This window comes from Pseudomonas sp. Pseusp97 (assembly GCF_047304025.1).
Lineage (GTDB): Bacteria > Pseudomonadota > Gammaproteobacteria > Pseudomonadales > Pseudomonadaceae > Pseudomonas.
The window spans coordinates 1-20985 of record NZ_JBGLYK010000088.1 but is presented as its reverse complement, the minus strand read 5'-3'; the positions used below and the strand labels follow the sequence as shown (position 1 = coordinate 20985).

Below are 20985 nucleotides of genomic sequence, written 5' to 3'. Positions count from 1 at the left end.
ATCGATGGCCATCCGCCGCAAGCCCGTCGCCGCGGCCACCCGCGAGCGCGTCCGCAGCGGCCGCGAAGTGGCCTTTCCCAGCGTCCCGAAACGCTCCCTGGGCAAGGCGCTGGCGGTCCTCGCCGTGCTGCTGGCGCTGCCCGTCATCGGCTCGGTGCTCTGGCTGAAGGACAGCTACTTCGTCTGGTTCCTGCTGCTCTATCCGGCCTTCAGCGTCCTGGCCTTCCTCGCCTACTGGCGGGACAAGCGCAGCGCCGAACGCAACGACTGGCGCACCCCGGAGCAGAGCCTGCATCTTCTGGAGCTGCTTGGCGGCTGGCCCGGCGCCTTCCTCGCTCAGCAGGTGTTCCGCCACAAGACCCGCAAGCTGTCCTTCCAGCTGGTGTTCTGGGCCATCGTCCTGCTGCACCAGCTGTTCTGGATCGACTGGCTCAGCGGCGGCCGCCTGCTGGGCTGGATCGGCGCGCTGATCGGGCTGGCGGCGCCGTCGGCGTAAACGCCGGTTCAGACGGGCCAGTCGTCCTTCGAGAAGCCTTCCTCCAGATAATCCAGCAACGCCCGCACCGCCGGCAGAATGCCGCGCCGGTGCGGATACACCGCCTGCAGGTAGGCCTCCGGTTCGCTCCAGGCGGGCAGCACGCGCACCAGACGGCCATCCTCCAGCTCCGCAGTGCAGTAGTGCAGCGGCAGGAGCGTCACGCCCAGCCCTGCCAGGGCAACGTTCTTGCGCAGATTGAAGTCTTCGACCGCCAGGCGTGCCTCCAGAGCCACTTCCTTCACTTCACCCTGCGGGCCGGTCAGCTTCATGTGCACGCGACGATCGTTGTCGATGGCGCCGAGGACGGGCAGGGCGGCCAGGTCCTCCGGCGCGCGCAGTTTGACGCCCTTGAGCAGTGACGGTGCGGCCACCAGCGCAGTCTTCGCCAGGCGCAGGCGTCGCGAGATCAGCGACAGGTCCTCGTCCCCCGGCGCCCGCACGCGCAGCGCGACGTCGATGCTTTCGTTGAGCAGGTCGACGCGGCGGTTGGTCAGCATCAGCTCCAGATTCACCTGCGGATAGGCCTCCAGGAATCCCGGAAGCATCTCGTTCAGCGAGGTTTCCGCCAGCGCCACCGGGCACGACAGCCTCACCCGTCCGCGCGGCTCGGCGCTCAGTTGCGCGGCGACTTCGTCCGCCATCTCGGCTTCCACCAGCATCGCCTGGCAGTGCCGGTAATAGCGCTCGCCGAGGTCGGTGAGCGCGAGCTTTCGGGTGGTGCGCTGCAGCAGGCGCACGTCCAGGCGTGCCTCCAACTCCGCCACCCGCCGCGACAGGCGGGACTTCGGCAGCCCCAGCAGGCGCCCGGCGGCGGCGAATCCGCCGGCTTCCACCACCTTGGCGAAATAGAAGAGGTCATTGAGGTCCTGCATGGGATTGTCCTGCTGGTGAGACGAATCATTGCATTTTTGCCGACTTATCGAAGATTGGCTACATGCGTAGTCTTGCCTCCAACGACGAATTCCTCCGCCAACCCACTTGGCGCCCTTCCTGGAGAACACACATGAAACTGCTGCACATCGACTCGAGCATCCTCGGCGACAACTCCGCTTCCCGCCAACTGAGCGCCGAACTGGTCGCTGCCTGGGCCGCCGCCGAGCCGGGCGTCGAAGTCACCTACCGTGACCTGGCCGCCGACGCCATCAGCCACCTGTCCTCCGCCAGCCTGGTCGCTGCCGGCACCCCGGCCGAACTGCGCGACGCCGCGCAGAAGCATGAAGCCGCACTGGGCGAGAAGAGCATCGAGGAATTCCTCGGCGCCGACGCCATCGTCATCGGCGCGCCGATGTACAACTTCTCCATTCCCAGCCAGCTGAAGGCCTGGATCGACCGCATCGCCGTCGCCGGCAAGACCTTCCGCTACACCGAGAACGGCCCGCAAGGCCTGGCAGGCGGCAAGAAAGTGATCATCGTCTCCACCGCGGGCGGTATCCACGCTGGCCAACCCACCGGCATCGCCCACGAGAACTACCTGGAGCTGGTGCTGAACTTCCTCGGCATCACCGACATCGAGGTTGTCCGTGCCGAAGGCCTGGCCTACGGCGAAGAGCCGCGTCGCAACGCCATCGCCGGCGCCCAGGCGAGCATCGCCAGCCAGTTCGCCGCTGCCTGATCGCTGCCCATAAGGAAAAGCCCCGCGCATGCGGGGCTTTTTTGTGCCCGGGCAGTGCCGCCTGTCTGCGGGCACGGCGCCAGCCGCACTGGCGCGTACTATGCAGGGATTCCCTTCTGGGCGGCGCCAGGCGGTCTCTGCAGACACCGACAAGCCTCATGGCGCCTGATCTGGAGACAAATCGGGGCGAACTGCACCATGGCGAGGCGCTTGTTCTGGTTCCTTCTGCTAGTTACCTTCAGTACCGCGAGTTGGGCGGCACAGGGCTGGAACGTGGGTTTTCACCGCCTGCAGGTGAGCGATCCACTGGACCAGCAGCCGATGAAGGCCATCGCCTTCTACCCGACCCGCGCCCCCGAACAACCCCTGCACCTGGGCAACTTCATCCTCGACGTCGCCTACGAAGGGCAGACCGCCAACGGTCGCTTCCCGCTGCTGGTGATGTCCCATGGCAACTACGGCACGCCGCTGGCCCATCGCGACCTGATCGAGGCGCTGGTGCGCAAGGGCTTCGTGGTGGTAACGCTGCTGCATCCGGGCGACAACCTGCATGACCACAGCCGCCTGGGCGCGGTGAGCAACCTTTATGGCCGGCCGCTGCAGATGTCGGAAACCATCAGCGCCGCGCTGCTCGATTCCAAGGTCGCGGCCATCGCCGACCCGCGCAAGGTCGGCGTGATCGGCTACTCCGCCGGTGGCGAGACCGCGCTGATCCTGGCCGGCGCGCAGCCGAAGCTGCAGCGGCTGATCAGGTACTGCCAGCAGCGCCCGGACGATCGCGACGCCTGCAGCGAAAAGGGCGAGGTGCGCGCCGACCGCAACGACCTGGTACCCATGGCCGATCCGCGCATAGGCGCCTTGCTCCTGCTGGCGCCGCTGAGCCTGATGTATGGTGCCCACGAGTTGGAGGATGTGCAGGTTCCGGTACTGCTCTACACCGGCAACGACGACCGGATTCTCGACTGGAAGAAGAACGCCGGCGCGCTGGCACGCAAGCTGCCGCAGCAGGCGGACCTGCGGGTGCTGGATGGGGCAGGGCACTTCGTCTTCATGTCGCCCTGTTCGGAGGAGGAGAAGGAAGCCACGCCTGATCTCTGCACCGACACCCAGGGCGTGGATCGCAAGGCCATCCACCGTGATCTCGCAGCCTCGGCGGCAGAGTTCTTCGATGTCAGCCTGGGCCGCGCGACGATGCAGACGTCGGGGCGGTGAGAGGTCCGGGGCTCGCGGCGGACGTCCCGTAGGAGCGGACCCTGTCCGCGAAATTTCAGCCTCACGCAAAGGCATCGCGGAGAAGCTCCGCTCCTACGAGAGCCCCGTCAACCGTCAGGAGCGGGCCATGCCGGCGATCGCGGACAAAGTCCGCTCCTACAGCAGCCGTATAAATCCTGCCCAGGCGTAGGAGCGACTGTCTTTATCTGCTTCCCATATGTCCCTGATTTTCCTCTCCATAAACCTGTCTGAGCGCCTCGCTCCGGAAATCGCAGGTGCCACCCTGTAGGAGCGAGCTTGCTCGGGAACAATTCTTCCCGGTTGCACCAGGGTCGGACCGGTTCGCGAGCAAGCTCGCTCCTACGAGATCAAAGACCATGAAAAAGCCCCGCACTGGGCGGGGCTTTTTCATGGACGGCGAAGCGTCAGACGATCACGCCCTGGCTGCGCAGGTAGTCGTCGTAGGTGCCGCTGAAGTCGGTCACGCCGTTCTCCGACAGCTCGATGATGCGGGTGGCCAGGGAGGACACGAACTCGCGGTCATGGCTGACGAAGATCAGCGTACCCGGGTAGTTTTCCAGCGCGAGGTTGAGCGCCTCGATGGATTCCATGTCCAGGTGGTTGGTCGGTTCGTCCATCACCAGCACGTTGGGGCGCTTGAGGATCAGCTTGCCGAACAGCATACGGCCCTGCTCGCCACCGGAAATCACCTTCACCGACTTCTTGATGTCGTCGTTGGAGAACAGCATGCGACCGAGGGTGCCGCGCACCAGCTGCTCGCCGCCCTGGGTCCACTGGGCCATCCAGTCGAAGAGGTTGTAGTCGTCCTCGAAGTCCTCGGCGTGGTCCTGGGCGAAGTAGCCCACATCCGCGCTGTCGGTCCACTTCACCTCGCCGGAGGTGGGCGCCATCTCGCCGACCAGGGTGCGCAGCAGGGTGGTCTTGCCGATGCCGTTGGGGCCGATGATGGCGATGCGCTCGCCGGCTTCCACCTGCAGGCTGAGGTTCCTGAACAGATCCACGCCGTCGAAGCCCTGGCTGACCTTCTCCAGGGTCACCGCCTGGCGGTGCAGCTTCTTGTGCTGCTCGAAGCGGATGAACGGGCTGACGCGGCTGGACGGCTTGACCTCTTCCAGCTGGATCTTGTCGATCTGGCGCGCGCGGCTGGTGGCCTGCTTGGCCTTGGAGGCGTTGGCCGAGAAGCGGCTGACGAAGGTCTGCAGCTCGGCGATCTGGGCTTTCTTCTTGGCGTTGTCCGACAGCAGACGCTCGCGGGCCTGTTCGGCCGCGGTCATGTACTCGTCGTAGTTGCCCGGGAACAGGCGCAGCTCGCCGTAGTCCAGGTCCGCCATGTGGGTGCAGACGCTGTTCAGGAAGTGACGGTCGTGGGAAATGATGATCATGGTGCTGTTACGCGCCGTGATGATGTTTTCCAGCCAGCGGATGGTGTTGATGTCCAGGTGGTTGGTCGGTTCGTCGAGCAGCAGCAGGTCCGGATCGGAGAACAGCGCCTGGGCCAGCAGCACGCGCAGCTTCCAGCCCGGAGCAACGGCGCTCATCGGGCCGAAGTGCTGCTCCAGCGGAATGCCCAGGCCCAGCAGCAGCTCGCCGGCGCGCGACTCGGCGGTGTAGCCGTCGAATTCGGCGAACTGGACTTCCAGCTCGGCCACGGCCATGCCGTCTTCCTCGCTCATCTCCGGCAGGGAGTAGATGCGGTCGCGCTCGGCCTTGACCTTCCACAGCTCCTCGTGACCCATGATCACGGTGTCGATCACGCTGAAGTCTTCGTAGGCGAACTGGTCCTGGCGCAGCTTGCCCAGGCGCACGCCGTTTTCCAGCATCACCTGGCCGCCCGAAGGCTCCAGCTCGCCGCCGAGGATCTTCATGAAGGTGGACTTGCCGCAACCGTTGGCGCCGATCAGGCCATAGCGGTTGCCGTTGCCGAACTTGACGGAAACGTTTTCGAACAGCGGCTTGGCGCCAAACTGCATGGTGATATTGGCGGTGGAAATCAACTGACTGACCCTTGGCTGAACATGGTGCGCGCCGAGCGCGGACGGCGCAGGCGGGCAGGAGAGGCGTGGCTGTCGGACAAATCTGACAGGCGCTTGGCAAAGCCGCTCATTATGCCACAGCCAGCCTCCAGCTGCATGCTTTGCCGCTGCAGCGCCCATTCTGCGGGAGCATGGGGATATCAGACAGTTGAAACCCCACATTGTCCTGCATCAGAATTCGGTGTTCAGAATTCTGGTGGGGGCTGTATGAAAATCCTTAACGCTCAAAAAACGCTCAAGCAGTACCTGGAGCAGGTCAGCGGCAAGCTGATCACCGTGGTCTCGGCCTCCGCCAGTGAAACCGAGTCGCTGATCGAATCCCTGGTGGAGAAGGGCAATCGCCTGGACCTGCTGGTAGGCACCATCAACTCCTTCACCTCGCCGGACTTCATCGATTACTGCGTTCGCGACGCCGGCGCCAGCGTCACCCTGCACGTCGACTTCCGCGCGCAGAACAGCGTGCACTGGAAGCTGATCCTGATCGAGCCGGACGTGGTCATCCTGGGCAGCGCCAATTTCACCGAGATCGGCCTGAGCCTGACCCGCGACACCTGCACCGTGATCCAGGACGCTGCCCTGTACGCCGACTACCTGGCGCGCGTCAGCGAAATCAAGGGCCTGCAAGGCGTAGTGCTGGGCGAGGATTCGCCGGCGTTCGACGAGCAGCTGGAGGAGTACCGGCAGAGCCATCGCCGCGTGCAGGCGAGCCTGGCGCGCAGCGCGCAGTACCTGGACGGCGAGAGCTGGCTGGGTGACGAGACCAACCAGAGCATCCCCCTGTTCATCTGGTACAGCGACCACTCCGACGATTCCGAGGAAAAGGCCGAGGCCTTCCTGCGCGCCAGCAGCGACGGCGTGGCCTGGGACGACGTGCGCGAGTTCTTCACCTACGAATGCGCCGAGGGCGTGCTGCCCTACGAAGAGGGCGACATGGTGCTGACCGCGCGCTGCAACGGCACGCACATCGGCTTCTATACCTTCGACCGCATCCTCTACCGCGACGGCACCTACTACATCTACTCCTACCGCAAGAAGCGCTACACCCAGCCGTTCAAGCTGGAGGACGCCAAGGAGCGCCTGCGGGACGTGATTCCCGAGTGGTACGAGGAGATGCGGACTTCGCTCAATCGCCATGACATCAACAGCGTCGTGCGCTGAGCCGTAACCGTTCATCGGCGCGCGCCCCGTGACCCGGCGGTCCCGGCCTGCGCGCCTTGGCAATTGTGTTGCGCATAGCTAGCATCCTGCCAGTATCTCGACGTCGCATGCCGTGGTTGCGTGAGCCCGTCAGAAACCTGTCTGGAGGCAAAGGATCATGCCGCAACTTCCCCCCGATGAATTTCCCGTTCGCCGTCGCATGCGCTGGCACTGGCGCCTGCTGACGCTGAAGATCTACATTCTCTGTGCCTTCCTGCTCGCCTGTATGCTGGGCGGCAGTGCGATGCTGCTGCTCAATGTGCTCAACGACACGCTCGAACCGGCCCAGCGCCTGGGCTCGCTCGTGGCTGGCGGGCTGATCCTGCTGCTGTGCTTCCATATCCTGCGCATGGCGCTGCCGCCGTTGCCGTGGCTCGGCAGACGCCGGGGCCTGGAATGAAAAACGCCCCGTGGCAGCGCTGCCACGGGGCGTTTTCTTTCGAGCCCGATCAGCTCATCAGAAGATGTTGACCGGGTACTCGACGAAGACGCGCACTTCGTTGCCGTCGTCGTTGTAGGAGCGGGCGTCGTTGGACACGCGCAGCCAGGAGCCGCGCAGCTTGACCGACAGGTCCTTGGCCGGGCCGCTCGGTACGACGTACTTCAGCTGGTTGAAGATTTCACGTTCCTTGCCGTTGCTGGTCTCGGCGGTCTTGATGTTGTCGCCATAGACGTAGGCCACGGTGTAGCTCAGGCCTGGGACGCCGTACTCGGAGAAGTCCAGGCTGTAGCTGCCCTGCCAGGAACGCTCGTCCTCGCCGTTGAAGTCCGACCAGTAGGAGTTGGCCAGCCAGATGGTGGTGCCGCCGTCGCCCAGGCCGCCCTGGTTCTGGTACCAGCCGTAGTTGTAGCCGGAATCGCCGTTGTTGCGCTGGTGCGCGACCATGAAGGTGTGGGCGCCGATGTTGTAGGCGGCCGACAGGCTCCAGATGGTGTTCTTGGTGCCATCGATGCCGTTGTCGGCAGCGAAGTCTTCGTTCACGCGGGTGCGGTAGCCGTTGAAGTCCAGGGTCAGGGACTGCTTGTCGGCCACCGGGATGACGTAGTTCAGGTTCATGTACTGCTTGCGGGCGACGTCTTCGCTCTCGTAGCCGTACAGCGAGCCGCTGAAGTTGTCGGTGAACTTGTAGCTGCCGCCGAACACGTCGATGCGCTTCAGGCCGCCGCTGTCACGCCCTTCGGCGCTCTTGCGGGTTTCCGAGGTGAAGCGGCCGACGTTCAGTTCCAGGCCGTCGATCTCCTTGGAGGTGACCAGGGTGCCGGTGAAGGTTTCCGGCAGCAGGCGGGAGTTGTCGTAGCTCAGGATCGGCAGGGCCGGCATCTGGTCACCGTACTTGATCACGGTGTTGGAGAAGCGAGCCTTCACTGCGCCACCGGCGCGGGCCAGGTCGTTGGCGGCTTCGCCACTGTCGCCCTGCTTGAAGAAGTCGATGCCGGCGGCGCCGCTCTTGCCCTGGCCACCGTCCAGGCGCAGGGCATACATGCCGAACGCGTCAACGCCGAAGCCCACGGTGCCCTGGGTGAAGCCGGAGGTGAAGGTGGCGGTGGCAGCCTGGCCCCACTCGGCCTTGTCGTCACGACCGTGCTTGTAGTCGCGGTTCATGTAGGCGTTGCGGAAGAACAGGTCCAGATGGCTGTCTTCGGTGAAGCCCTTGGCGGTGGACTGGTCTTCGGCCATGGCGGCGGTCGACGCGAGGATCCCCAGTGCGAGCAGACTGATCCGGTGGTTCAGCATCTTGATTTCCTTAATGGTGCAGCGCCAGCGAACAGAAAGAAAAAAGCTCTCCGCCCCGAAGTGCGTGATCGGGGTAGGTGGAGTCCTGTGCTGGCATATTCTTTTGGTTGTATTCGGGGCGTGGTCGCCCCGGCGCCGCCGGATAATAGCAGAGGTTCGAACTTTTTCGTCCAGCCCCTGTCACGCCGCTGTCATCCTGATCTGATCAACGGCGATGGGCGCCGGATCGCGGCGGCTCGACGGCAATGGGCACAGTCGCGGCTTTTTGCCGCGCAACGGCAATCAGGCTGGACTGTAAGAACGCTGATAGAGCCAGAGGCTGAGGATCAGTCCGCTGAATGCCGCGAGCGCTGCGCAGAGGAAGATCGAGCCGAAGCCGAAGCCGTTGGCGACAGCGCCCATCAGCGGCCCGGTGACGCCCAGGGAAACGTCGATGAAGAGCGAGTAGGCGCCCAGCGCGGCGCCGCGGTTGGAGGCGGGTACCAGGCCCACGGCTTCCACGCCCAGCGCCGGGAACACGAGCGAGAAGCCGAATCCGGTCAGCGCCGCGCCGGCCAGCGCAATCCAGGGTGTTGGCGCGCTCCACAGCAGGAGCAGGCCGAGGCTTTCCACCGTCAGGCAGGCGATGGCGACGCGGAAGCCGCCGTGGCGGTTGATGGCATTGGCGAACAGCAGGCGTGCGCCGATGAAGCAGCCGCCGAAGGCGGTCAGGCAGTAGACGGCGTCCTTCCAGCCGAGGCTCGCGTAATAAAGCGTGATGAAAGTGGCGATGGTGCCGAAGCCGATGCCACCCAGCGCCAGGCCCATGCCGTGGGGGAACACGCGGCCGAGCACATGGTGGAAGGGCATGCGCTCGCCATGCACCAGGGCGGCCGCGCGCTTGGGCCAGGCCAGGGCGAAGCCGATCGCGGCCAGCAGCACCACGCTGCCGCCCAGGCTGGCCAGCCCGAGCTGGCCGACCATCAGTACGCCCAGCGGGGCGCCAATGGCGAGCGCGCCATAGCTGGCGATGCCGTTCCATGAGATGACTTTTGCGGTGTTCGCCGCGCCGACACGGTCGATGCCCCAGGCGATCGAGGCGCTGCCGACCAGGCTTTCCGACGTGCCGAGCACCAGTCGAGCGACCATCAGCAGGCCCAGGCTCATCCACGGCAGGCCCTGCACCGCCCAGGAACCGAGCATCAGTGCGCCGCTGCCAGCGCAGCCGACCATGCCGTACAGCACCGCGCGCTTGGGGCCGAGGGTGTCGATCACCTTGCCGGCGTACGGGCGGGTGAGAAGGGTGGCCAGGTACTGGATGCTGATCACCAGGCCCGCCATCACCGAGCCGAAGCCCAGATCGCTGTGCACGTAACCAGGCAGAACGGCCAGCGGAATGCCGATGGTCAGGTAGGCGATGAAGGTGAAGAGGACGACGGACACCACCTGCAGGGTAGTGGACGAGGACGAGCGGGAATCGGCGGACATGTGCTGCGGTTCGGTACGGCGAGTGGTCCTACATCATGGACCGAGGCTGTCATGTAGGAAAGCTAGCTAACGAACTACCTGAAATATCAACCGCCCTACGGGGCTCTTCGTAGGAGCGAGCTTGCTCGCGAAAGGATTCCCCGGCCGCTCCAGCGTGAAGTGGTTCGCGAGCAAGCTCGCTCCTACAAAAGCGGTCTGTCAGACCCGGCGGAACAGGGTGGGGTAATCGATTACCAGGCCGTCGTCGTCCACCGTCAGCAATGCCTGGAAGTTCGTGCCTTCGAGGTTCTCATAGAGATAGTGATGCGCATCAACCCGTGTGTACCCCTGGCGCATCCGCACCGGCCTGAGCGTCGGCGCTTCCAGATAGACCACCGCCAGCTCCTGGCGCTCACCCTCGGCCAGGTGCAGGCGGCGAATGGGGAAGGTGTTGGTGAAAGGCGAGGGCCAGATATCGATGTCCAGGCAACCGTCCAGCTCTGCCAGCGCCTCGCCAGCGGCGGTCCGCCAGTGTCCCTCGCCATCGGTGAGCAGATGCAGTTGATGCGTGCCGCGGTCGCTTTCCACGCTGAAGCGCGCTTCGCGCAGACGCCATTGCTCGTCCCATTCCAACTGATAATCGAGCTGATAGGACGGGCCGCCCGCCTCATCGATGGCGCGCAACTGGCTCTCGGCGCGAAGCTCACCCAGCTGCAGCGACTCCCAGCTGGCCGTGGGTGCATGCCAGATTCCTTCCCAGTCGAGCGTGCGCATCAGGGCGCCTCCAGCACCAGGCCCAGGCGTTGGCGCTTGGGCAGGCGGGCCACCACCAGCTGGTGCGAGCGGGTCAGCGCCTCGCGCAGCTCGGCGTCGCCCATGGGGTAGGGGCGCTGCATGGAAATCCAGAAGGCCCGCGCCAGGTAAGGCGCCGGGCGGATGCCAGGGCGGTCGACATAGCCGAGGAACAGCTCCGGACCGACCTTGAAGGCCAGGCCGCCGTTACCGCTGTCGAGAAAGTCGAGAATGGCGAACATCTTGTTGCCGGCCACCGAGAACACCCGGTTGCTGCCCCATTTGATGTCTTCGCGGGCGCCGGGAAGGTCCAGGCAGAAGCGGGCGATCTGTTCCGGCGTCATGCAGCGCGGCTCCTTCAGTCGCGGAAATAAACCTCGACCAGATGGTAGCCGAACTGGCTCTTCACCAGTCCATGCACCACGCCGACCGGTTTCTTGAAGATCACTTGGTCAATGCTGCGGACCATCTGGCCGGGACGCACCTCGCCGAGGTCGCCGCCGCGTTTGCCGGACGCGCAGGTGGAATGCTTGCGCGCCAGGGCGGCGAAGTCCTCGCCCTTGGCCAGGCGCTGCTTGATCTGCTCGGCTTCGGCGGCGGTCTTGACCAGGATATGGCGGGCCATGGCAACGGGCATTGGTGGGTGTCCTTTAATGAAAGCGTCTGCGCGGCATTGTACGGCAGCAGTGATGCAGGTCGCATTTCGCGATGGGTTGCATTGTCTGGCGCGGGGGTGCTCCATAGAGTCAATCAGCTAATTCTTATTTGTAGGACGCTGCTGAAAGACAGCGCCCGCCGCCACCTTGCGTACGGATGCAGTTCAATGGATATCCAAGCGATGCTCAAGATCCTGGCCACCCAGGATGGTTCGGATCTTTACCTCTCCACCGGCGCGCCGCCCTGCGCCAAGTTCAACGGCGTGCTCAAGCCGCTGACCAACGAGCCAATGAAGGCTGGCGACGTCGCCCGTATCGGCTATGGGCTGATGGACGAGGAGCAGCGCGCGGAATTCGACCGTGAGCTGGAGATGAACCTGGCGATTTCCGTCGCGGGCGTCGGCCGTTTCCGTATCAACCTGTTCAAGCAGCGCAACGAAGTCTCCATCGTGGCGCGGAACATCAAGCTGGATATCCCGCTGTTCGCCGACCTGAAGCTGCCGGAAGTGCTGCTCAAGGTGGTGATGGAGAAGCGCGGGCTGGTGCTCTTCGTCGGCGGTACCGGCTCGGGCAAGTCCACCTCCCTGGCGGCGCTGATCGACCACCGCAACCGCAACAGCGGCGGCCACATCATCACCATCGAAGACCCCATCGAGTACGTGCACCGGCACCGCAAGTCGATCATCAACCAGCGCGAGGTGGGCGTGGACACCCGCAGCTTCCACGCCGCGCTGAAGAACACCCTGCGCCAGGCGCCGGACGTGATCCTGATCGGCGAGATCCGCGACCGCGAGACCATGGAGCACGCCCTGGCCTTCGCCGACACCGGCCACCTGGCGATTTCCACGCTGCACGCGAACAACGCCAACCAGGCGCTGGACCGCATCATCAACTTCTTCCCCGAGGAGCGCCGCCCGCAGTTGCTCAACGACCTGGGCAACAACCTCAAGGCGTTCGTCTCCCAGCGCCTGGTGCGCACCCAGGACGGCAAGCGCCGCGCGGCGGTGGAGGTTCTGCTGGGCACGGCGACCATCAGCGACATCATCAAGCGCGGCGATTTCAGTTCGATCAAGGAGATCATGGACAAGTCCCGTGCCCTCGGCATGCAGACCTTCGACCAGGCGCTGTTCGATCTCGCCGTGGAAGGAGCGATCACCGAGGAAGAAGCGGTGAAGAACGCCGATTCGGCGAACAACCTGCGGCTGAAGCTCAAACTCTACAAGGACAATCCGGGCAGCGTCGGCAGCGCTGCTGTCCCCGCGGCGGCCAAGCCCGCTGCGCCAGCTCCCGCTGCTCCTCCGGCGGCCGCCCAGCCGGTGGAGGCTTCCAGTTGGGGATTGGAGCTGGCACTGGAAGAGATCGAAGCGGAAGACGCGGAGAAGCCAGCCGGCCAGTAAGGCTTGCGCGGTATGCAAAAAGCCCCGGCATGCCGGGGCTTTTTCATGGACTGGCGCACCTGCAGGAGCGGGCCATGCCCGCGATCTGTCGGCAGGGTCGACGTCTGTTCGCGAACCGGCGGAAACCCTGCTCCAGGTTATCCGTCCTAAGGGGCTCTTCGTAGGAGCGAGCTTGCTCGCGAATGGATTACCCGGCAGGTCCAGTCACAAGCGGTTCGCGAGCAAGCTCGCTCCTACAGGACCCAACCTTCGCGGTTCGTAGGGTGGCAATCGAAGGGCTACAGCAGCGACAACGGATAGCTGATGATCAGCCGGTTTTCGTCGAAGCTGTTGGTGCTGCCCCAGTCGCGGCGCATGGTGGAGTTGCGCCACTTGACGTTCAGCGTTTTGAAGGTGCCGCTCTGCACCGTGTACGCCAGCTCGCTCTCGCGGCCCCATTCGCGGCCGTCGTCGGTGCTGGCGTTGTGCACGTTGCGGCCCTGGATATAGCGGTTCATCAGGGTCAGGCCGGGAACGCCGAAAGCGGCGAAGTCATAGTCATGGCGCAACTGCCAGGAACGTTCCCTGGCGCTTTCGTAGCTGGCGTTGTAGCTGTCGTTGGCGAGGGTGCCGCCGCTGGTGCCGTTGACGCGGAACCACTCGTCCTCGCCCATGACCTTCTGCAGGCCGAGGTAGAAGGTGCTCGCGCCGTATTTTGCCGAGAACAGGCCGGAGAAGGTGCGGTTATCGAGGTTGCCGGCGCGGGCGCCGCCGTCCTCCTTGCCCCAGAAGTAGCCGATATTCGCACCAAGCACCCAGTCGCCCAGCGGCTGGCTGTGCTGCAGTTGCAGATACTGCTGCTGATAGATGTCCTTCAGTTGGGCATTCCACAGGCCGACCAGGGTGCGGTCGCCATTGAAGCGGTATTCGCCGCCGGCAAAATTGAAGCGGTCGGAAGTGAAGGCCGGGCGGTTGAACAGCGACATGTCCTCCATGCTGGCGTCGTTGCGCGGGCTGTTCTGGCGGAACTGGCCGCCGTAGAGGGTCAGGCCGTCGATTTCCTTCGAGGTTACCTGGGCGCCCTGGAAGGTCTGCGGCAGCGAGCGGCCGTCATCCGAGCGCAGGATCGGCAGCACCGCCATCCATTCACCGGCCTTGAATTCGGTCTTCGACACCTTGGCCTTGCCGGCCACCGCCAGGCGACCGAAGTCGTCGGCGGGGCGGCCATCGCCGTGGGTCGGCAGCAACTGGGTGCCGGCCGTGCCCTTGCCGCCGTCGAGCTTCAGGCTGTACAGCCCGAGCACGTCCAGGCCCAGCCCGACGGTGCCCTGGGTATAGCCGGAGCGGGCATCGAGGATGAAGCTCTGGGTCCATTCCTCCGCCTTGTTCTGCCGGGCGTCTCCGACGTAGTTGCGGTTCATGTAGAAGTTGCGCAGCAGCAGGCTGGACTTCGCGTCGTCGAGAAAACCGCCTTCGCCGGCGTGGGCCAGGACGGGCAGGGGTAGCAGGCAGGCGCTGATGGTGAGATGGGGCAGATGGCGGAGCATGGGTGTTCCCTCGGCATTCTTGTCATTGTTCGGGGCGAACGGAGCCCTCCGCGTGGCTCGAACGGGAGCGGCGGCTGGCGGTAGAAATGTTCGGTGAGCGGCGGCCGGGCGATCAGCCAGGCGCGACGGGAATGCGGGGAGGGCCGGCGGGTGCGATGCACGCGCGCGGGCGTGCCAGGGAGAGCGTGAGCATGTGAACGGACCTTTCTTATAGTTGTTGGCGCCGCATCGAGGCGGCGGCTGAGGCCATAGTGGTGCCCGCCGAAGGCTCGCCGCAATTCGTCCGGGACGTAAGCGTTCGCTGTTCGAACATCAATTAACCAGGCGGAACATTTCCTTGCCGGCAATGCGCGTAGGATGACTGGCACAACGCCGTGCGGGACCCTTATCGCCCGGCCTTCCAGCGGACCCGCGAGGTGCCCACGCCGCGGCGCGACGGATTCTTTCTTCGCTGCGTCCTGCTAGGCTGTCGGGCTCCTGAGCCTCTGCCTTGTCTGTCCTACTGAATCCGTGAGTCGATGAGTACCAGCCAATCGCCGCTGTCCGGCGTACACCAGCCCTTCAAGGGCATCCTGCTCATCGTCCTGGCGACCTTCCTGTTCTCCAGCCACGACGCGCTATCCAAGTACCTGGCGAGCATCTATCCCATCGTCATGGTGGTGTGGGCGCGCTATGTGGTGCACACGCTGCTGATGGCGGGGATCTTCCTGCCGCGCGCCGGCCTCTCCGTGCTGCGCACCCGTCATCCGTTCCTGCAGACGGTCCGCGCGCTGTGCCTGCTGGGCACAAGTTTCCTGTTCACCACGGGCCTGCAGTACATCCCGCTGGCCGAGGCGACGTCGGTGAACTTCCTCGCGCCGTTGCTGGTGACGGCGTTGTCGGTGCCGCTATTGGGCGAGCGCGTCAGTGCTGGTCAGTGGGCCGCGGTGCTGGTGGGTTTCGCCGGCGTGCTGGTCATCGTCCATCCCGGTGGCGACCTGTTCACACCTGCGGTACTGCTGCCGTTCGGCTCGGCGCTGTGCTTCAGCTTCTACCAGTTGCTGACGCGCAAGCTCAGCCAGGTCGACAGCCCGACCACCAGCAACTTCTTCGCCGGGCTGTGCAACACCCTGATCGTCAGCGCGCTGGTGCCGTTCTTCTGGCAATGGCCGGGGCTGGTCCATGGCCTGATGATGCTGGCCCTGGGCACCTGCGGGATGACTGCGCACCTGTTCCTGACCCAGGCCTTCAAGCATGCCGCGCCCGCGTTGCTGGCACCGTTCAGCTATTGCCAGATCGTCTTCGCCGGGCTGCTGGGTTTCGTGATCTTCGGCCATACGCCGGAGCCGTCGGCGCTGCTGGGGATCGCGGTGATCTGCGGCAGCGGACTGGCGGCGGCGTGGTTGCAGAGCCGCAAAAAATAGCGCCAGCATCGGCTGACTGCTATCCATCCGTACACGCCGAACGGCCCTCTCTCCCTTCAGGGAGAGGGCAGCCCGAGCACGGTCATTCAAGTCAGGCGTGAACTGCCGCTATTCGATTTCGAACAACCCGTGGCGGATCGGCCCGACCTGCAGGCGCTGGCGCACGTCGTCGTCGATGCGCGGGTCGTCCGGCTGGTACAGCTTCACCTGGCGGTAGGCGCTGATGCGGTTGATCTCCGGGCCGAGATATTCCCAGACCACGCGGGTGCAGGCCGGGGTGCGGCGGTCGCCGCTGGAGACGCCGGTCTTCAAACCGTTCAGGCGGGTGATGCGGCTCTTGAAGCTGGGGATGAGGATGGTCTGGCTCATCTCGTTGACGGTGAGCGACTCGTAGTCCAGCAGGAATACCCGGTCCTGCAGCTGGAAGGCCGCGCCCAGGTAGCGGCAGCGCACCCAGTCCTCGGCCTGCACGTCGGTGCTGCTGGAGCGCTCCTGGCGTTCCTGGCGCTCGAAGAGGAAGTTGCCGTCCTGCTCGTACAGGTGCACCAGCGACAGCAGGATCGACCCGGGCACCGACATGCAGTTGGAATACTCGAAGTAGTAACCGCAGTAGCGCGACAGGTTCCCCGCGTGGTCGCGCAGCGGGCGGAGCATCTCCATCAGCGGATCGTCCCGTTGCACGCTGGCCGGCGAAGTGCCCCGCGCGCCGATCAGGCGGGCGAACTGCTCGGGCGGCAATTGCAGCTCGTAGTCCTCGACGCCGAAGAAGTCACCGATGCGCTTGAGGTTGTACGCCGTAGGCTGGCTCTGCCCGCCGAGGTACTTGTTGAACTGCGCACGATTGATCGAAAGCTTGCGGCAAACCTCCGAGATAGAACGGTAATGCGCGCACAGCAGTTTGAGATTGGGGCCGAGATTCTCGGACATGCGTACCAGGTCCAGGTGATGCGAGTGGCGCAATTATAGCGTCAGGTAGCATCAATTCGTAGCAAGCCGCGAAATTGTTTCGAGACGCTACGGGCGCAACCATGCGCCCCCAGTGAGCGGGCCAGCCCCAGGTCCGTGCTCCGACAATAACAATCGAGGCCACAGCACATGCTCGACGCGATCAACGATTTCCTGTCCGGGAAAGTCCTCATCGTCCTCATCGTAGGACTCGGCGCGTATTTCACCATCCGCTCCCGTTTCGTCCAGTTCCGCCATTTCGGCCACATGTTCGGCGTGTTCAAGGAATCGATCCGCGGCCAGTCCGGCCAGCTGAGCTCGTTCCAGGCGCTGATGCTGAGCCTCGCCGGCCGCGTGGGCGCCGGTAACATCGCCGGTGTCGGCATCGCCGTGACCCTGGGTGGCCCCGGCGCCGTGTTCTGGATGTGGGTCACCGCGCTGGTGGGCATGTCCAGCAGCTTCTTCGAGTGCACCCTGGCCCAGGTCTACAAGCGCAGTGACGGCGACGGCCTGTATCGCGGCGGCCCGGCCTACTACATCCAGCACGGCCTGAAACTGCGCTGGATGGCCATGACCTTCGCGGTCCTGCTGCTGGTCACCTACGGCTTCGCCTTCAACGGCCTGCAAGCCTTCACGGTGACCCACTCGCTGCAGAATGCCTTCGACATCCCGGTCCTGTACTCGGGCATCGCCCTGGCCGTGCTGCTGGCCGTGGTGTTCTTCGGCGGCATCCAGCGCATCGCTGCCGTGTCCGACCTGCTGGTGCCGGTCAAGACGCTGGCCTACATCGCCGTCACCCTGTACGTGATCGTTACCCAGATCGAACTGGTGCCGGGCATGCTGACCACCATCGTGAAAAGCGCCTTCGGCCTGGAACCGGCCTTCGCCGGCCTGCTGGGCAGCGCCATCGTGATGGGCGTGAAGCGTGGCGTGTTCGCCAACGAAGCAGGCCTGGGCAGTGCGCCGAACGTGGCCGCCGTTGCCGCCGTGCGCCACCCGGCCTCCCAGGGCGTGGTCCAGGCATTCAGCGTGTTCCTCGACACCTTCGTCATCTGCACCTGCACCGCGCTGCTGATCCTGCTCTCGGGCTTCTACACCCCGGGCTTCGAAGGCGACGGCATCACCCTGACCCAGAACTCGCTGGCCGCCGTGGTCGGTGACTGGGGCCGCATCTTCGTCAGCGTCGCGCTGTCGCTGTTCGTGTTCACCTGCATCACCTACAACTACTACCTCGGCGAGAACGCCCTGCAGTTCATCGTCGGCCGCAGCCGTTCCGCGCTCGTCGCCTTCCGCGTACTGGTGCTGGGCCTGATCCTCTGGGGCTCGATGCAGAACCTGGGCACCGTGTTCGCCTTCGCCGACATCACCATGACCTGCCTGGCGTTCGTCAACCTGGTGGCCCTGGCGATGCTGATCAAGACCGGCCTGCGCGTGATGCGCGACTACGACGAGCAGCGCGCCGCCGGCATCGAGCGCCCGGTGTTCGACGCCAGCAAGTTCGCCGACCTGGACATCGACCACGACGCCTGGCGCGACGCGCACAAGATCAACTCGACCGCTCCGGCCCACGGCAGCCTGCCGGCTCAGGGCTGATCCTGCTGACCCGATCCTCGGAGCCTGATCCCAGGATCAAGGTCTGACACGCAAGGCCGGGACTTCTCCCGGCCTTGCGGTTTATCCTGTGAACTTTCCTGCAAGAGCACTGGCATGCGTCGCGTGAAGAACCTCTTCGTCCTCTATACCGGCGGCACCATCGGCATGCTGCAGACCGCCGAGGGCCTGGCGCCGGCTGGCGGTTTCGAAGCGCGCATGCGCGAACAGCTGCAAGGCCACGGCGAGATTCGCCTCGACTGGTCCTTCGCCGAGCTGCAACCGCTGCTCGACAGCGCCAACATGACCCAGGCCAACTGGCTGGCCATGCGCGACGCCATCGTCCATGCGGTGGAGCAGGGCGGCCATGACGGCGTGCTGGTGCTGCACGGCACCGACACCCTGGCCTACAGCGCCGCCGCGCTTTCCTTCCTGCTGCTGGGCCTGGATGTTCCCGTGGTGCTGACCGGCTCGATGCAGCCCATGGGCGCACCGGACAGCGATGCGCCGGGCAATCTCCTGGGCGCACTGAAGGCGCTGGAAGGCGGCGTCGAGCCGGGTGTCCGGCTGTACTTCAATGGCGAGCTGATGCACGGCGCCCGCGTGACCAAGCTGCGCAGCGATGCTTTCGATGCCTTCGCCGCGCTGCCGCGTGAACGCAATGGCGAGCGCGCGCAATCGCTTCCCGCTGAGCTGAGCTACCGCCAGCCGCGCCAACCGGTGAATCTTGCGGTGCTGCCGCTGTTCCCCGGTCTGCGTGCCGAACATCTGAGCGCGCTGCTGGGCAGCGGCGTTCAGGCGCTGCTGCTGGAGTGTTTCGGCAGTGGCACGGGCCCTTCGGATAACGAAGAGCTGCTGACCGCGCTGCGCGAAGCCCACGCTCGAGGCGTGGTGCTGGCGGCGATCAGCCAGTGCCCGCAGGGCCATGTGGCCTTCGATGTCTACGCCGCTGGCAGCCGCCTGCGCGATGCCGGGCTGGTCTCGGGTGGCGGCATGACGCGCGAAGCGGCGCTGGGCAAACTGTTCAGCCTGCTGGGCTGCGGACTGCCGGCTGCAGAAGTGGAGCGCCTGTTCGGCCTTGACCTGTGCGGCGAGCGCGTCGACTGAGCGACTGGCTGAAAAACAGCGCGCCCTCGTTCAGGGGCGCGTTTCTTCCACGGGCACGTTGAGTACCTCGCGCACCAGCATGGCGATGCTGCTGACGCCCATCTTCTCCTTGATCTTGGTGCGGTGCACATCGACCGTCTTGACGCTGATGTTCAGCTCGCGGGCGATGACCTTGCTGGCCTTGCCGTCCACCACCATCATCAGGATTTCCCGTTCCCGCCCGGTGAGCAGGTCGAGCTTGTGCTTGAGGTTCTGCTTCTGCTCCTGGCCCGCATGTACCTGCACCGCGCTCTTCAGCGCCGCCTGGATGCGGTCGAGCATCTGCTGTGGGTTGTAGGGCTTCTCGACGAAGTCCAGCGCGCCGTTCTTCATCGCCTTCACCGACATCGGGATATCGCCGTGGGCGGTGACGAAGATGGTCGGCAGGTCGATGCCCCTGTCGTTGAGCATCTCCTGCAGCTGGAAGCCGCTGGTCTCGGGCATGCGCACGTCGAGCACCAGGCAGGCGGGGAGCTTGGGGTCGTATTCGCGCAGGAACTCCTCGGCGCCGCCGTAGCAGAGCGATTCGATGCTGACCGACTCGAGCAGCCAGGCGAGGGAGGTGCGCAGGTCCTTGTCGTCGTCGACGATGTAGACCACGGGTTTTCTAGCTTCCATCAGGCGTCGCCACTGTCTTTCTTATCGTTGTGAAGCTGCACGTAGGCCGCGTGCGCCGGGCTTTTGCCACGGTCGCCGCAAGGGCATGCCCGGAGCATACCCATAGTCGCCGGTGCTGACGATAAAGAAACCACCTAGATGACTAGCGGCCCGCCCCCTCCAGCGTGGTGATCGTCTGAATATGGCGCGCCGCCGCGCTGCCCTACGCTGGCCCCATACAAGAAAGGCCGGGCGTGCCGGCCACTCCAGCATATAGGGGCAAACAATGGCCACCACCCTCAGCCAGACCCAGATCGACTTCCGCAACGCCATGGCGCAACTGCCGGCGGCGGTGAACATCATCACCACCAACGGTCCGGAAGGCCGCTGCGGCATCACCGCCAGCGCGGTCTGCTCGGTCACCGATTCGCCGCCCACCGTGCTGGTCTGCGTCAACCGCGGCAGCGCCACCCACGACGTGTTCCGCAGCAACGGCCACCTGTGCGTCAACGTGTTGTGCGGCGAACAGGAAGAACTGGCCAAACACTTCGCCGGGATGACCAAGGTGTCCATGGAAGAGCGATTTACCTGGGACCTCTGGGACGACGGCTACGCCGGTCTGCCGGTGCTGCGCCAGGCGCTGGTCAGCCTGGAAGGGCGGATCAGCGATTGCAAGGAAGTCGGCTCCCACACCGTGATGTTCGTCGAACTGGAAAAGGTCGCGGTGCGCGAGCGCCAGGACAGCCTGGTGTACTTCAACCGCGTGTTCCACCGCGTCGAGCGCGAAGCCGTGCTGCGCGCCAGCTGATGTCTGACCGAACCCAGAACAACAAGAACGAGGTAATCAGCGTGACCCTGAAGATTTCCCAGACTGCCGACATCCAGAAGTTCTTCGAAGAAGCCAGCGGCGCGCTCAATGACGCCGGCAATCCGCGCGTGAAGCAGTTGATCCTGCGTATCCTGCAGGACACCGCCAGGCTGATCGAAGAAATGAACGTCACCCCCGACGAGTTCTGGAAGGCGGTGGATTACCTCAACCGCCTCGGCGCCCGCCAGGAGGCCGGCCTGGTCGTCGCCGGCCTGGGCATCGAGCACTACCTCGACCTGCTGCTGGACGCCCAGGACGCGGCGGCCGGCAT

General features: G+C 64.9%; 21 protein-coding genes. 11 read left to right on the top strand and 10 right to left on the bottom strand.

Features of this window, described 5'->3' with window-relative positions:
* Nucleotides 1-496, top strand: a 496-nt coding sequence (locus ACCC94_RS15965; RefSeq protein ID WP_413350467.1) for a DUF1294 domain-containing protein, incomplete at its 5' end; no start/stop codon positions are given.
* Between the two features lie 8 nt (nucleotides 497-504).
* Here ACCC94_RS15965 and ACCC94_RS15960 read toward each other — a convergent pair.
* Nucleotides 505-1410 carry a LysR substrate-binding domain-containing protein gene (locus ACCC94_RS15960; protein WP_413350466.1) on the bottom strand — a complete coding sequence of 302 codons (906 nt, stop codon included), beginning with the start codon at nucleotides 1408-1410 and terminating at the stop codon, nucleotides 505-507.
* A 131-nt stretch (nucleotides 1411-1541) separates the two neighbouring features.
* Between ACCC94_RS15960 and ACCC94_RS15955 the strand changes: the two genes are divergently transcribed.
* Entirely contained in the window at nucleotides 1542-2150 is a 609-nt protein-coding gene (locus ACCC94_RS15955) for an FMN-dependent NADH-azoreductase (protein WP_413350465.1), read from the top strand.
* Nucleotides 2151-2348: 198 nt separating this feature from the next.
* Nucleotides 2349-3362, top strand: a complete 1014-nt coding sequence (locus tag ACCC94_RS15950) for an alpha/beta hydrolase family protein (RefSeq protein WP_413350464.1) — start codon at nucleotides 2349-2351, stop codon at nucleotides 3360-3362.
* Nucleotides 3363-3787: 425 nt separating this feature from the next.
* On the opposite strand, the gene ACCC94_RS15945 is transcribed toward ACCC94_RS15950, so the two are convergent.
* The gene (locus ACCC94_RS15945; protein ID WP_413350463.1) at nucleotides 3788-5377 is read right to left on the bottom strand and encodes an ABC-F family ATPase; all 1590 of its coding nucleotides are present in this window, start codon (nucleotides 5375-5377) and stop codon (nucleotides 3788-3790) included.
* A 246-nt stretch (nucleotides 5378-5623) separates the two neighbouring features.
* On the opposite strand from ACCC94_RS15945, the gene ACCC94_RS15940 reads away from it, so the two are divergent.
* A complete protein-coding gene (locus ACCC94_RS15940; RefSeq protein WP_413350462.1) occupies nucleotides 5624-6574 on the top strand; it encodes a phospholipase D family protein in 951 nt (316 codons plus the stop codon).
* Nucleotides 6575-6731: 157 nt separating this feature from the next.
* Nucleotides 6732-7013 (top strand): hypothetical protein, encoded by a 282-nt coding sequence (locus ACCC94_RS15935; protein WP_413350461.1) that lies wholly within the window; start codon nucleotides 6732-6734, stop codon nucleotides 7011-7013.
* Nucleotides 7014-7070: 57 nt separating this feature from the next.
* Here ACCC94_RS15935 and ACCC94_RS15930 read toward each other — a convergent pair whose 3' ends face one another.
* The 5 genes from ACCC94_RS15930 to ACCC94_RS15910 form a co-directional block, all read right to left on the bottom strand.
* Entirely contained in the window at nucleotides 7071-8348 is a 1278-nt protein-coding gene (locus tag ACCC94_RS15930) for an OprD family porin (protein WP_413350460.1), read from the bottom strand.
* A 282-nt stretch (nucleotides 8349-8630) separates the two neighbouring features.
* A complete protein-coding gene (locus tag ACCC94_RS15925) occupies nucleotides 8631-9815 on the bottom strand; it encodes an MFS transporter (protein WP_413350459.1) in 1185 nt (394 codons plus the stop codon).
* Nucleotides 9816-10013: 198 nt separating this feature from the next.
* Nucleotides 10014-10568 carry a putative glycolipid-binding domain-containing protein gene (locus tag ACCC94_RS15920; protein ID WP_413350457.1) on the bottom strand — a complete coding sequence of 185 codons (555 nt, stop codon included), beginning with the start codon at nucleotides 10566-10568 and terminating at the stop codon, nucleotides 10014-10016.
* On the bottom strand, nucleotides 10568-10930 hold the full coding sequence (locus ACCC94_RS15915) for an MmcQ/YjbR family DNA-binding protein (RefSeq protein ID WP_413350456.1): 363 nt from the start codon (nucleotides 10928-10930) through the stop codon (nucleotides 10568-10570). The genes ACCC94_RS15920 and ACCC94_RS15915 overlap by 1 nt, the downstream gene beginning before the upstream one ends.
* A 14-nt stretch (nucleotides 10931-10944) precedes the next feature.
* Nucleotides 10945-11223, bottom strand: a complete 279-nt coding sequence (locus ACCC94_RS15910; RefSeq protein WP_413350455.1) for a peptidylprolyl isomerase — start codon at nucleotides 11221-11223, stop codon at nucleotides 10945-10947.
* A gap of 186 nt (nucleotides 11224-11409) precedes the next feature.
* Between ACCC94_RS15910 and ACCC94_RS15905 the strand changes: the two genes are divergently transcribed.
* Nucleotides 11410-12639, top strand: coding sequence for a PilT/PilU family type 4a pilus ATPase (locus ACCC94_RS15905; protein WP_413350454.1), 1230 nt, complete (start codon nucleotides 11410-11412; stop codon nucleotides 12637-12639).
* A gap of 278 nt (nucleotides 12640-12917) precedes the next feature.
* On the opposite strand, the gene ACCC94_RS15900 is transcribed toward ACCC94_RS15905, so the two are convergent.
* Entirely contained in the window at nucleotides 12918-14165 is a 1248-nt protein-coding gene (locus ACCC94_RS15900; RefSeq protein ID WP_413350453.1) for an OprD family porin, read from the bottom strand.
* A 518-nt stretch (nucleotides 14166-14683) separates the two neighbouring features.
* On the opposite strand from ACCC94_RS15900, the gene ACCC94_RS15895 reads away from it, so the two are divergent.
* Nucleotides 14684-15568 (top strand): DMT family transporter, encoded by an 885-nt coding sequence (locus ACCC94_RS15895; RefSeq protein WP_413350452.1) that lies wholly within the window; start codon nucleotides 14684-14686, stop codon nucleotides 15566-15568.
* Between the two features lie 108 nt (nucleotides 15569-15676).
* Here the strand turns inward: ACCC94_RS15895 and ACCC94_RS15890 are convergent, their stop codons facing one another.
* A complete protein-coding gene (locus tag ACCC94_RS15890; RefSeq protein WP_413350451.1) occupies nucleotides 15677-16495 on the bottom strand; it encodes a helix-turn-helix domain-containing protein in 819 nt (272 codons plus the stop codon).
* Nucleotides 16496-16663: 168 nt separating this feature from the next.
* Between ACCC94_RS15890 and ACCC94_RS15885 the strand changes: the two genes are divergently transcribed.
* Both ACCC94_RS15885 and ACCC94_RS15880 read left to right on the top strand, forming a co-directional pair.
* Nucleotides 16664-18106, top strand: coding sequence for an alanine/glycine:cation symporter family protein (locus tag ACCC94_RS15885; RefSeq protein WP_413350450.1), 1443 nt, complete (start codon nucleotides 16664-16666; stop codon nucleotides 18104-18106).
* 114 nt (nucleotides 18107-18220) lie between these two features.
* A complete protein-coding gene (locus ACCC94_RS15880) occupies nucleotides 18221-19210 on the top strand; it encodes an asparaginase (protein ID WP_413350449.1) in 990 nt (329 codons plus the stop codon).
* A 30-nt stretch (nucleotides 19211-19240) separates the two neighbouring features.
* On the opposite strand, the gene ACCC94_RS15875 is transcribed toward ACCC94_RS15880, so the two are convergent.
* A complete protein-coding gene (locus tag ACCC94_RS15875; protein ID WP_413350448.1) occupies nucleotides 19241-19867 on the bottom strand; it encodes a response regulator transcription factor in 627 nt (208 codons plus the stop codon).
* Nucleotides 19868-20132: 265 nt separating this feature from the next.
* On the opposite strand from ACCC94_RS15875, the gene hpaC reads away from it, so the two are divergent.
* Both hpaC and ACCC94_RS15865 read left to right on the top strand, forming a co-directional pair.
* Entirely contained in the window at nucleotides 20133-20654 is a 522-nt protein-coding gene (hpaC, locus tag ACCC94_RS15870) for a 4-hydroxyphenylacetate 3-monooxygenase, reductase component (RefSeq protein ID WP_413350447.1), read from the top strand.
* Nucleotides 20655-20695: 41 nt separating this feature from the next.
* Nucleotides 20696-20985 (top strand): dioxygenase (locus ACCC94_RS15865; RefSeq protein WP_413350468.1); only part of this gene is annotated, 290 nt, incomplete at its 3' end.